The organism is Nocardia sp. CA-084685 (assembly GCF_050955785.1).
Lineage (GTDB): Bacteria > Actinomycetota > Actinomycetes > Mycobacteriales > Mycobacteriaceae > Nocardia.
This window is the reverse complement of sequence record NZ_CP192094.1, coordinates 551884-564142: the sequence shown is the minus strand read 5'-3', so window position 1 is coordinate 564142 and position 12259 is coordinate 551884. Positions and strand designations below refer to the sequence as shown.

Here is a 12259-nt window from a genome sequence, read left to right as displayed (position 1 = left end):
CACCGGCATTGGGCAAACCGGCGCGGGGGCCGTTGTCTGTCACCGAAGGCCGGGGATCCAGGCGGCCGACACAAGCCTGGATCCCCGGCGATTCAGTGCGCGACCGGGCAGCCCGAGGCCTTGTAGTCGACCTGGAATTCCTTGACGCCGTTGAGCCAGCCGGAGCGCAGCCGCTTGGGATCACCGAGCTTGGTGATATCGGGCATGGCATCGGCAATGGCGTTGAAGATCAGATCGACCTCCATGCGCGCCAGATTCGCGCCGATGCAGAAGTGCGCGCCGGTACCACCGAAGGACAAGTGCTGGTTGTCCTTTCGCATGATGTCGAACTTCTCCGGGTTCTCGAAGACATCCTCGTCGAAGTTGGCCGAGCGGTAGAGCATGACCACCCGCTGCCCCTTCTTGATCTGCACGCCGCCGAGTTCGGTGTCCTCCAGTGCGGTGCGCTGGAACGAGGTGACCGGGGTGGCCCAGCGGATGATCTCGTCGGCGGCGGTGGCCGGACGCTCCGTCTTGAACAGCTCCCACTGGTCCGGATGCTCCAGGAAGGCCACCATACCGTGGGTGATCGCATTGCGGGTCGTCTCATTGCCCGCGACGGCCAGCATGATCACGAAGAAGCCGAACTCCTCCGGAGTCAGCTCATCACCGTCGACATCGGCCTCGATCAGCTTGGTCACGATATCGTCGGCCGGGCATTCCTTACGCGCCGCGGCCATCTGGTAGGCGTAGCCGAGTACCTCGGCGGATGCGGCGACCGGATCGGCCGTGCTCTCCGGATCGTCGTAGCCGGTCATATCGTTGGACCAGGTGAAGACCTTCCTGCGGTCCTCCTGCGGGATGCCGATCAGCTCGGCGATCGCCTGCAGCGGCAGCTCGGAGGCGACCTGGGTGACGAAATCGCCGGTGCCGTTGTCCACCGCTTCCTTCACGATGGCCTCGGCCCTGGTCTTGAGTTCGGCCTTCAGGCCGTTGATTACGCGCGGGGTGAAACCGCGCGAGATGATCTTGCGCAGTTTGGTGTGTTGGGGCGCGTCCATGTTCAACAGGACGAAGCGCTGCAGTTCGATCTGCTCGCGGGTGATGTCGTCGTTGAAGCGCGGGATCGCGGTGTTCTCGAAGGTGGAGAACACATCGCTGCGGCGCGAGACCTCCTTGACGTCGGCATGCTTACTCACCACCCAGAAGCCCTCATCGTGGAAGCCGCCGATTTCCGGTGGCTGCGGATTCCACCAAATCGGCGCGGTACGGCGCAGTTCGGCGTATTCCTCGACCGGAACACGCTCGGCATAAATGTCCGGGTCCGTGACATCGAACCCATCCGGCAGGTTCGGCCGGGCATTGCGCTGGTCTACCACCAGATGTCTCCTTCGACAAACTGAAACACGTTCTACAATCATTGAAGCATAGGCGGCATAATGAGGGAAGAACAGGACAGACTCCGCCGTATCGCACGTAAACACACGTTTCAGTTTCTGTCCCCAAAGAAAGGTTGGACATGGGCACACCCGTCATCGTCGAGGCCGCTCGCACCCCCATCGGCAAGCGCGGCGGCTGGCTCGCCGGGCTGCACGCCGCTGAACTGCTCGGCCTCGCTCAGCGCGGACTGCTCGAGAAGGCGCACCTGGACCCCGCGTCGGTCGAGCAGGTGATCGGCGGCTGCGTCACCCAGGCCGGTGAACAGTCCAATAACGTCACCCGCGTCGCCTGGCTGCATGCCGGACTTCCGTGGCAGGTCGGCGCCACCACCATCGACGCCCAGTGCGGATCGGCACAGCAGGCCAATCATCTGATCGCCGGACTGATCGCGACCGGCGCCATCGATATCGGTATGGCCTGCGGTGTAGAGGCGATGAGCCGAGTTCCGTTGGGCGCCAACGTCGGCGAGAACGCGGGCCCGCGCCGCCCGGCTACCTGGAATATCGATCTGCCGAATCAATTCGAGGCGGCCGAGCGTATTGCCAAGCGGCGCGGCTTGACTCGTGACGATCTCGATGAACTCGGCGTCCGCTCGCAGCGGCTGGCCGCGCAGGCCTGGGCCGAGGGGCGCTTCGACCGCGAGGTGCTCACCGTCACCGCACCCGCCGTCGACAAGGAAGGCAAGCTCACCGGCGAAAAGCTGGACGTGACAAGGGATCAGGGCCTGCGCGATACCTCGCGCGAAGGTCTGGCCAAGCTGAAGCCGGTATTGGAGGGTGGAGTCCACACGGCGGGCACCTCCTCGCAGATCTCCGACGGCGCGGCCGCCGTACTGCTGATGGACGAAAAGGCCGCGCAGCGAGCGGGTTTGCGCCCGCGCGCCCGGATCCTCACCCAGGTGCTCGTCGGCGCGGAACCGGAATTCCATCTGGACGGTCCGGTGCAGGCGTGCACTCGACTGCTCGAACGCTCCGGAATGAATATCGGCGACATCGACCTTTTCGAGATCAATGAAGCCTTTGCGGCAGTTGCCCTTTCATGGGCTTCTGTACACAAACCAGACATGGACCGGGTAAATGTAAACGGCGGTGCCATTGCACTCGGACATCCGGTCGGCTCAACCGGATCTCGGCTCATCACAACGGCTTTGCACGAACTCGAGCGCTCCGGCGGCAGCACCGCGATGGTGCTCATGTGCGCGGGTGGCGCATTGGCGACCGGCACCATCATCGAGCGGTTGTAGCGGATTCAACCAATTGTGCTCCAAAGTTGAACGTTCATCTCAATGAGGCCAAAACGTGTCGTACGCCACACAAAGGCCAGCCCAGCCGCCTAGATGACTCATCAGCTATCTTTTCGCTATCATAGACCTGTCGGGGAAGACCGCTGCGACGGGCCAGAACCGGTGCACACCACGTGTTCTCAAGAGCCGTTGGCGTGACCCGCAAACGCAACGGTCGCAGTCACTTCGCCGGAGCGGTACCTAGAAGCTTCAAGGAAATCCTGAATCAGGCGTAGGTTTTCAGTTACTGAGCCGCTAATATCAATGATACGTATCCGAGATAACGACTGTTAGTACAGCGAAGGGAATTGGGCGGCTCACAATGGCTGATTTCGCGGCGCGGCTGAACAAGCTGTTCGAAACCGTGCATCCCCCGGGGCGCAAGCCGCACACCAACGCGGAGGTTGCGGCTGCGCTGACGGCCTCCGGGCATCCGATCTCGAAACCGTACCTCTCGCAGTTGAGGTCGGGACAGCGGACCAACCCGTCGGACGAAACGGTGGCTGCACTGGCCAAGTTCTTCAAGGTCAAACCGGACTACTTCTTCAACGACATCTATGCCGCCAAGATCGATCACGATCTGGAGTTGCTGTCCCAGCTGCAGGGCTACGGACTGCGACGGTTGTCGAGTAGGGCGTTCGATCTGTCCGAAGAATCGCAGAACCTTCTCACGTCCATGGCGGAGAAATTGCGGGCAAGTGAAGGTCTGCCCGAAATTCCTCCGGACGGTACCGAATAGGTTCTCCTGCAGTGCAGTACGGTGCGGCCCACAGGGTCGCACCGTACTTCGTCATGGGGTATTGCTGCTTCTCGACTTGCACCACCCATGAATTGTGGGCTTGGCAACGAGCGCATGGTGCGATAAAAGCGCGCCCGAAGTGACCGGTATGCAACGAATCAGTTGTGCGGATACGTCGGTAGACACGTGGAATCCGGCATGGCCATCAGCCCACCCGGATTCCTTGCTATGTCAACCATATTGAATACCAGGACCGAGTCCTTCAGAATGCTTCGGACTGATCGGTTTTGATTGCACACGATCAATTTCGGGCAGCGGCACCGACGCCCGCTTCGCAGGCACGCGCGATTGCCTGAACCCAACCTCGGGGGCTAATCCCCTCGGGTGGAGCAATCCATCGCGCGTCTACTACGACATCGCCCAAAGGGTTTCGCACCCATTGCGCAACGCGGTCCGCACGCGCCGATACCAGTGGCGGTGGCGGACCCGCGGCGACCAATTCGACGCCGCCGCCGGATTGCAGATACAGCGCGTCCATGATCTGCGCGACCTGGTCGGATGCCTCGAGCTGCGTCGAGGTGCCCGTCTGTTCGTGAGCGACCACCTCCGGAAACCGGCCGACCATGATGTGGTGCAGCTTCTTGATCTGCCGCAACAGGATTCGCGCGCGCACCCACAACTCCACCACGATCCAGACGGCGCCGAAGGCGATGAGCAGTGCGGCCGCCTCCCAGATCGGCCAGCCCCAGTCCGGCTCACCGGCCTTCGTGGGCGACGCATCGGTGCAGGCCCGACGGACCTGCAGCACGGACAGCACCGCGATGACCGCGGTGCCCGCGGTGTAGATGGCGATACCGCGACCGAGGGTGGTCCAGTCCAGATTGCGCACACCGGTGATGACGACGAACACACAGCCGAGCGCGACGATTATCCAACCGAAGGTCGTGGACCAGAACAGATTCCCCGCCATCGCGAGCACACCGAGGCCATAGATGACGAAGGCGATCTGGCGCAGGTTGGTACGCGAGACCACCGGCCATGCCGCCGAGGCGACCACCGAAGTCGCGATCGAAAAGAGGAGCCAGGCCGAGGTGACCACGCCGTCGGAAAGCATGCCCGAATGCAGGCCGCGCGGTAGCAGGTTGTCCAGCGCCAGTTCGATTTCGGGAACAGCGATGGTGGCCGCGACCGCCACCGCCGCGACCACGAGGACGATGGCGACCCGGGCGGTCGTCGCTGGCTTCACCAGCACGCGCCCCACACGAGCACCGGCAGCAACCCACACCAGCATGGCGGTCAACCAGAGGGTCATCCCAGCGCCTCATCGAATCGAAGGACCGAGACGCCTGCGCCTCGGCTGTTGAATACCCGCAGTCGCGTCATCAACATGGCGGCGAAGGTTTCGGCCTCCCATTCGGCGAGTTCGTCGGCGCCGTCGTCGACGATCTGCAGATGCGCGCGCTGACTGAGCATGTAGGCGATGAGATCGTCACTGGCTTCCAGTGTCACCTCCGGCGCGGGCGCACCCTCGTGATCGAAAATGATATGGCCCAATTCGTGTGCGAGCGTGTGGTCACGGCTCGGCAGTGCGGTAGCGAGCACGATGACATCGCGATCCGGATAGAAACGGCGCTGACCGCAGACACCGGGAGCCAGGTCGGCACTGGCGATTTCGATCTCGCGGCGCCGCTCGCTGGCAACGGAGGCGACGACCTCCTCCAGGGTGGTCGCATCGGAATCCGCCGCGACGGCGCATACCGCGTCGACCGCCGCCGCGACCCGGCGATAGGCCCGGAGTCCGCTTTGTGTCCGGCAGAACCCGTACCCGCCAATGCCGAACCCGCACCGACACCGGCGGAACCGACTCCAGCAGAACCAGTTCCGAGCACAGCAGAGCCCGTGCCGAGAGCGGCAGAACCCGTACCCGCCAATGCCGAACCCGCACCAACATCGGCGGAACCGACCCCAACAGAACCAGTTCCGAGCACAGCAGAGCCCGTGCCGAGAGCGGCAGAACCCGTACCCGCCAATGCCGAACCCGCACCAACACCGGCGGAACCGACCCCAACAGAACCAGTTCCGAGCACAGCAGAGCCCGTGCCGAGAGCGGCAGAACCCATGCCGGCGGCCGCGGGTCCGACTGCGGCGGAACCGGTTCCGAGAATGGTGGCGACACCGGCCGAGCCGGTGCCGATGATCGCGCCGACGCCTGCGGAACCGGTGCCGATGATGGTGCCAACACCCATTGAGCCACCGCCGAGGAGTATGCCGAGCAGACCGGTGGCGCCGACCGTGGCGGAACCGGTGGCGGCGGATCCGGCCGCTGCCGAACCCGCCGCTGCGGCAGGACCGGCGGCTGCCACAGTGGTATCGACCGATGACCTCACATTCAACTGGCCGGGAATCGCCAGCGGCATCCAGACATCGCCATTCGAATCCGGCGTCGGATTATTCGGGTCCGTGCACTGCGGACAGGTACCCCCGGGCTGTGCCTCGGCCGAAGCCCCTGCGAGTAGCGCAAAGCCGGCAACAGTCGCGAGTAGGGCGACCACACGCGACGTGCGACCAACGGCCATGCGCCAGCCTTCCCCTCATCGAAATAGCGCAGATCTCCTGCCCAGGTCGCAACATCTCAGTTCCGGGACTTTGACGGACGGGAGCCCATAGTAGACCTCAGTCCGAATCCGCGCAGTGGCTCGGGCCACGCCCCCATTCGACACGCCCGACCGGCCACGCGCCCGTTCTCTGCCGCCCACGCAGAACATATCTTCGGAAGTCCGGCTGTAATCCCGAACGAGTTCCGCGTTAATCCTGGCACGCGCTGCGCAAATGGCCAGACCAGTACGTATGTCGATGCCGCGCAGACGCGAATAGAACACGCCCGCAGCGAAGGGCTGCCGGTCCGACACTCCGGCACCGAACCCGCCGAGCGACCACACCTGCGCGCCCCCGACCGGAACACGAATCAGGGAAAGCGCCGACATGGCCGCACCGCGTCCAGGAGACGATTGGTACGGATGTGCCGATCTGCGTTGGAAGAAGCAAACGCCGAGCGGCCTTGACGACAGCCGCTCGGCGCTGCCGCGATTGTTCGGCAGATCGGTCGACGCTCAGGCGCCGTATACCGCCTCCGGCGGAACGGACTTGGCGATCAGATCGGCGACCACGGGGCCGAGTTCGGCGGGATTCCAGCGAGCGCCACGGTCCACGGCGGTGCCGTGGCGCCAGCCGTCGGCCAGCGCGACCTTGCCACCCTCGACCTCGAACATTCGACCGGTGACGGCCGCGGATTGCGAACTGCCGAGCCAGACCACGATCGGCGAGACATTCTCGGGAGCCATCGCATCGAAACCGTCCTCCGGAGCGGCCATGGTGTCGGCGAAGACGGTTTCGGTCATGCGCGTGCGTGCGGAAGGGGCGATGGCATTGACAGTGACGCCGTAGCGCGCGAATTCGGCCGAAGCGGTGAGGGTCAGGCCCGCGATACCCGCCTTGGCGGCACCGTAATTGCTCTGGCCGACACTGCCCTGCAGACCCGCGCCGGAACTGGTGTTGATGATGCGCGCGTCGACGGGACGGCCCGCCTTGGACTCACCGCGCCAGTACTCGATCGCATGGCGCATGGTGGCGAAGTGGCCCTTGAGATGGACCCGGATGACCGCATCCCATTCGTCCTCGCTCAGGTTCACCAGCATGCGGTCGCGCACGAAACCGGCATTGTTGACCAGCACATCCAGGCCGCCGAAAGTATCTACGGCCTGGCGGATGAGATTGCGGGCGCCGTCCCAGTCCGCGACGTCGTCACCATTGGCGATGGCCTCGCCGCCGAGCGCCTTGATTTCGGCCACGACCTGTTCGGCGGGCGTCTCACTGGTCGCCGCGCCGTCCAGCGCGGAGCCGAGATCATTGACGACCACCCGGGCTCCGGCAGCGGCGAAGGCGAGCGCGTGCGCCCGGCCGATACCGCGGCCGGCGCCGGTGACGATGACAATGCGCCCCGCGCAGATCTGCTCGGTGTCCATAACCTGTTGTGTCCTCTTCGTCGGATTCGATTGTTCAGGCCCGAGCGCTCTGCTCGGCAGTGTTGTTTCGAGCGACCTGCAAGCAGTCGCTAGCGGCGTTGTTTCGAGCGACCCGCAAGCAGTCGCTAGCGGCGTTGTTTCGAGCGACCCGCAAGCAGTCGCTAGCGGCGTTGTTTCGAGCGACCCGCAAGCAGTCGCTAGCGGCGTTGTTTCGAGCGACCCGCAAGCAGTCGCTAGCGGCGTTGTTTCGAGCGACCCGCAAGCAGTCGCTAGCGGACGTTCGCATTCGAGGCCGCGAGGAATGCAGGACGCTCACCCCCGCCGTGTACTAGCAGCGTCGCGCCGCTGACATAGGCGGCCAGCGATGAGGTCAGGAATGCGGCGCAGCGGCCGATGTCCTCGGGGCGGGCCATCCGACCGAGTGGGATGGTCGCGCCGACAGCGTCGATACCGTCTCGATCGCCGTAGTGCAGTTCGCTCAGTTCGGTGACGACCGGGCCCACGACCAGCGAATTCACCCGCACCTTCGGCGCCCATTCGACCGCGAGGGAGGAGGTCAGGCTGTCGATGCCCGCCTTCGCCGCGCCGTAGGCGGCGGTACCCGGCGATGGTCGGTGACCGCTCACGCTGGACACCATCACAATGGAGCCGCCGCTCGGCTGCCGCTGCATCACCGCATTGGCGGCCTGCGAGACCAGCAGGGGTGCGAGCAGATTGAGCTCCACGATCTTGCTGTGGAAGTTCTTGCTGGCATCGGCGGCGAGCGCGAACGGGGCGCCGCCCGCATTGTTGACCAGGTGATCGAGGCGGCCGTGCCTCGCGACGATCGCATCGACCAAATCCTGTACGGCATCGGCATCGCGCACGTCGCAGGGCAGGTATTCGATCTCACGCCCCTCGTGTTCCACCAACTCTTCACCGGGTCGCCGCGCGCACGCCACAACGGTCGCCCCTGCCGCCAGGAAGGCCCTGCTGACGCCCGCGCCCACGCCGCGCACACCGCCGGTGACCAGGACGACGTTGCCGGTGAGGTCTATTTCGAGTGCCACCGTGCTAACCTACCAAGCAACTGCTTGCTTCGCCACACCGTAGGCACTGCTCGCGGGTCGCTCGGAACGATCGGCAGCGACTGCTTGCAGATCGCCCCGAAAAGAAGCGACTGCTTGCAGATCGCCCGAAAAGATCAGCGCCGAGGTTCGGACCATCTCGGCACACAAGATGGGACATGCGATGGGGATCAACCGTCACTCCGAATCAACCGGCATCACCGTGGTCACGGTCGACTACCCGCCCGTCAACGCCATACCGTCCGACGGCTGGTTCACGCTGGCGGATGAGATCCGCGCGGCCGGGCGCGATCCGGAAACCAAGGTGGTGGTGTTGCGCGCCGAGAACCGCGGGTTCAATGCCGGTGTCGATATCAAGGAGATGCAGCGCACCCCGGGCCATCAGGCGCTGATCGACGCCAATCACGGCTGTTTCGAGGCATTCGCGGCCGTCTACGACTGCCCGGTGCCGGTGATCGCGGCGGTGCAGGGCTTCTGCCTCGGCGGCGGCATCGGTCTGGTCGGCAATGCCGATGTCGTAATCGCCTCGGATGACGCGACTTTCGGACTGCCCGAGGTCGACCGCGGCGCGCTCGGCGCGGCCACCCACCTGTCCCGGCTGGTGCCGCAGCATCTTATGCGCGCGCTGTTCTATACCGCGAGCACCATCACCGCACAGCAGTTGCAGCACTTCGGCTCGGTGTACCAGGTGGTGCCGCGCGCCGAACTAGACGCCGCCGCACTGGAAGTCGCCAAGAACATCGCGTCCAAGGACGGCCGGGTCATCCGGGCGGCCAAACGGGCGCTCAACGGTATCGATCTGCAGGACGTGCACCGCAGCTACCGCTACGAACAGGGCTTCACGTTCGAACTGAATCTGGCCGGTGTAGCGGATGAGATCCGTGCGCGGTTCGACGACGATCTAGCCGCGCGCAAGGAAGAGAGCAAGGAAAACTGATGCGGGACAAGCGAATGTCGCTCGACGAGGTCGTCGGCGAGCTGCGCAGCGGTATGACCATCGGCATCGGCGGCTGGGGCTCGCGGCGCAAGCCGATGGCACTGGTACGGGCCATCCTGCGCTCGGATATCACCGATCTGACTGTGGTCAGTTACGGCGGACCCGATCTCGGTCTGCTGTGTTCGGCGGGCAAGGTGCGCAAGGCGTACTACGGCTTCGTCTCGCTGGATTCGCCGCCGTTCTACGATCCGTGGTTCGCCAAGGCGCGCACCTCCGGCGCCTTGGCGGCGCGCGAGATGGACGAGGGCATGTTGAAGTGCGGGCTGGAGGCGGCTGCGGCGCGCTTGCCGTTCCTGCCGATCCGCGCCGGACTCGGATCCGATGTGGTGAATTTCTGGGATGGCGAGCTGAAGACCGTCGCATCGCCGTATCCGGACGGCGACGGACGAACCGAAACGCTGATCGCGATGCCCGCACTGAATCTCGATGCGGCGCTGGTGCATTTGAATATCGGTGATAAGCACGGCAATGCGGGCTACACCGGTGTCGATCCGTATTTCGACGACTTGTACTGCCTGGCCGCCGAGCGTCGCTACGTATCGGTGGAGCGGGTGGTGGAGACCGAGGAACTGGTGAAAGCCGTTCCGCTGCAGTCGCTACTGCTCAACCGGCTGCTGGTCGACGGGGTGGTCGAGGCACCCGGCGGCGCGCACTTCACCCTGGCCGCCGATAGCTACGGCCGCGACGAGAAGTTCCAGAAGCATTATGTGGAGTCGGCCAAGACGCCGGAGTCCTGGCAGCAGTTCGTCGACAAGTATTTGGCGGTCTCCGAGGACGAATACCAGGCCGCCGTTCGCGAGTTCGCACAGGAGGCATCGAAGTGACGTCCACCGAACCTGTTACCCGTGCGGAGATCTGTGCGATCGCCTGCGCTGAGATCTTCAGCGGCGCAGGGGAAATCATGGCCTCGCCGATGTCGCCCATGACGATCATCGGGGCACGGCTGGCCAAGTTGACCACCGAACCGGATCTGCTGCTCTCCGATGGCGAGGCGCTGTTGTTCGCCGACACTCCCCCGTTCGGCGCTAAAGCGCCGATCGAGGGGTGGATTCCGTTCCGCAAGGTCTTCGATGTGGTGGCCTCGGGACGGCGCCACGTGGTGATGGGCGCCAATCAGCTCGATCGGTTCGGCAATCAGAATCTGTCGGCATTCGGTGCGTTGCAGCAGCCGACCCGGCAGATGTTCGGTGTGCGCGGTGCGCCGGGCAACACCATCAACCATCCGACCAGTTATTGGGTTTCGCGGCATACGCGGCGGGTGTTCGTGGATCAGGTCGATATCGTCTCCGGTGTCGGCTACGACAAGGTGGATCCGGCCAATCCGGCGTATCGGTTCCATCACCTGCACCGAGTGGTCACCAATCTGGGTGTCTTCGATTTCGAGGGACCCGAACACACCTTGCGGGCACGCAGTCTGCATCCAGGCGTCGCCGCCGACGAGGTCGCCGAGAACACCTCGTTCGAGATCGCTGGACTGGCGCAGGCTGGTCAGACCCGGCTGCCGACCGCGGAAGAGCTGCGGTTGATCCGGGATGTGCTCGATCCCAAAAAGGTTCGGGAATCGGAGGTGCCGTCATGAGCACTCTGCGGACACCGCTGACCGAGTTGGTCGGCATCGAACATCCGATCGTGCAGACCGGTATGGGCTGGGTGGCCGGGCCGAGTCTGGTGTCGGCGACCGCCGAGGCGGGTGGACTCGGGATTCTGGCCTCGGCCACCATGACCTTCGCCGAATTGGAAGCCGCTATCGCGAAGACCAAGGCGCATACCGACAAGCCGTTCGGGGTGAATATCCGCGCGGACGCTACCGATGCACCGGACCGGATCGATTTGTTGATCCGGGAGAAGGTTGCCGTCGCATCATTTGCTCTGGCACCGAAACAGGACCTCATCGCCAAGCTGAAAGATGCCGGTGTAGTGGTGATTCCGTCGATCGGCGCGGCCAAGCATGCGGTGAAGGTCGCCGCATGGGGTGCCGATGCGGTGATCGTGCAGGGCGGTGAGGGCGGTGGGCACACCGGTCCGGTGGCGACCACACTGCTGCTGCCGTCGGTGCTGGATGCGGTCGATATTCCGGTTGTCGCGGCGGGCGGATTCTTCGACGGACGTGGCCTGGCAGCCGCGTTGGCCTATGGCGCGGCGGGTGTCGCGATGGGGACACGCTTCTTGTTGACCAAGGAGAGCACCGTGCCCGATGCGGTCAAACAGGAGTATCTGAGGCGGCAACTGCAGGACACTGTGGTCTCGCTCAAGGTCGACGGTATGCCGCACCGGGTGCTGAATACCGAACTCGTTGATCGCCTGGAACATTCGGGTCGCTGGCGCGGACTGGCCGCCGCGGTCTCGAATGCGGCGAAGTTCAAGGGTATGACCGGGATGAAATGGTCGACCATGGTCCGCGACGGGCTCGCCATGCGAAAGGCCAAGGACCTCAGCTGGTCTCAGGTCGTCATGACCGCCAATACCCCGATGCTGTTGCGCGCCGGACTCGTCGAGGGCAATACCCAGGCGGGCGTACTGGCCGCAGGTCAGGTCACCGGCATCATCGATGACCTGCCCACCTGCAAGGAACTCATCGACCGCATCGTCGCCGACGCCGTCACACGGATCGACAGCATCGCCGCGCTCACAGCAAGCTGACATCACCGCGCCCCGAATTCCCGGCGACGGTAGTCAGATGACGGTTGGGATCGATTGGTCGAGCCGCCGCTCGATGATGGTTTGGTTCCGCTG

The 12259-nt window shown here is 64.4% G+C and carries 11 protein-coding genes; 6 read left to right on the top strand and 5 right to left on the bottom strand.

All coding sequences use genetic code 11. The features are described from left to right. Positions 1–92: 92 nt before the first annotated feature. A complete protein-coding gene (locus ACQP2U_RS02500; RefSeq protein WP_397030551.1) occupies positions 93–1400 on the bottom strand; it encodes a cytochrome P450 in 1308 nt (435 codons plus the stop codon). A 98-nt stretch (positions 1401–1498) separates the two neighbouring features. On the opposite strand from ACQP2U_RS02500, the gene ACQP2U_RS02495 reads away from it, so the two are divergent. Both ACQP2U_RS02495 and ACQP2U_RS02490 read left to right on the top strand, forming a co-directional pair. Beyond that, positions 1499–2662 carry a steroid 3-ketoacyl-CoA thiolase gene (locus ACQP2U_RS02495; protein ID WP_433713191.1) on the top strand — a complete coding sequence of 388 codons (1164 nt, stop codon included), beginning with the start codon at positions 1499–1501 and terminating at the stop codon, positions 2660–2662. A 361-nt stretch (positions 2663–3023) separates the two neighbouring features. Then, positions 3024–3440 carry a helix-turn-helix domain-containing protein gene (locus tag ACQP2U_RS02490; RefSeq protein ID WP_011207048.1) on the top strand — a complete coding sequence of 139 codons (417 nt, stop codon included), beginning with the start codon at positions 3024–3026 and terminating at the stop codon, positions 3438–3440. Positions 3441–3741: 301 nt separating this feature from the next. On the opposite strand, the gene ACQP2U_RS02485 is transcribed toward ACQP2U_RS02490, so the two are convergent. The 4 genes from ACQP2U_RS02485 to ACQP2U_RS02470 form a co-directional block, all read right to left on the bottom strand. After that, positions 3742–4752 (bottom strand): hypothetical protein, encoded by a 1011-nt coding sequence (locus ACQP2U_RS02485; RefSeq protein ID WP_433713190.1) that lies wholly within the window; start codon positions 4750–4752, stop codon positions 3742–3744. Beyond that, complete coding sequence (locus ACQP2U_RS02480; RefSeq protein ID WP_433716343.1) at positions 4749–5273, bottom strand: ImmA/IrrE family metallo-endopeptidase; 525 nt, start codon at positions 5271–5273, stop codon at positions 4749–4751. Before ACQP2U_RS02480 ends, ACQP2U_RS02485 begins: the two co-directional genes overlap by 4 nt. A 1277-nt stretch (positions 5274–6550) precedes the next feature. Continuing rightward, positions 6551–7462 (bottom strand): SDR family oxidoreductase, encoded by a 912-nt coding sequence (locus tag ACQP2U_RS02475; protein ID WP_397030558.1) that lies wholly within the window; start codon positions 7460–7462, stop codon positions 6551–6553. Positions 7463–7731: 269 nt separating this feature from the next. Beyond that, positions 7732–8511 carry an SDR family oxidoreductase gene (locus tag ACQP2U_RS02470; protein ID WP_433713189.1) on the bottom strand — a complete coding sequence of 260 codons (780 nt, stop codon included), beginning with the start codon at positions 8509–8511 and terminating at the stop codon, positions 7732–7734. 181 nt (positions 8512–8692) lie between these two features. On the opposite strand from ACQP2U_RS02470, the gene ACQP2U_RS02465 reads away from it, so the two are divergent. From ACQP2U_RS02465 to ACQP2U_RS02450, 4 genes are read left to right on the top strand one after another with little or no spacing between them, the layout of a single operon-like run. Further along, the gene (locus tag ACQP2U_RS02465) at positions 8693–9466 is read left to right on the top strand and encodes an enoyl-CoA hydratase family protein (protein WP_433713188.1); all 774 of its coding nucleotides are present in this window, start codon (positions 8693–8695) and stop codon (positions 9464–9466) included. Continuing rightward, positions 9466–10350 carry a CoA transferase subunit A gene (locus tag ACQP2U_RS02460; protein WP_433713187.1) on the top strand — a complete coding sequence of 295 codons (885 nt, stop codon included), beginning with the start codon at positions 9466–9468 and terminating at the stop codon, positions 10348–10350. Before ACQP2U_RS02465 ends, ACQP2U_RS02460 begins: the two co-directional genes overlap by 1 nt. After that, positions 10347–11105, top strand: a complete 759-nt coding sequence (locus ACQP2U_RS02455) for a CoA-transferase subunit beta (RefSeq protein WP_433713186.1) — start codon at positions 10347–10349, stop codon at positions 11103–11105. Before ACQP2U_RS02460 ends, ACQP2U_RS02455 begins: the two co-directional genes overlap by 4 nt. Continuing rightward, complete coding sequence (locus tag ACQP2U_RS02450) at positions 11102–12166, top strand: nitronate monooxygenase (protein WP_433713185.1); 1065 nt, start codon at positions 11102–11104, stop codon at positions 12164–12166. The genes ACQP2U_RS02455 and ACQP2U_RS02450 overlap by 4 nt, the downstream gene beginning before the upstream one ends. Positions 12167–12259 lie beyond the last annotated feature (93 nt).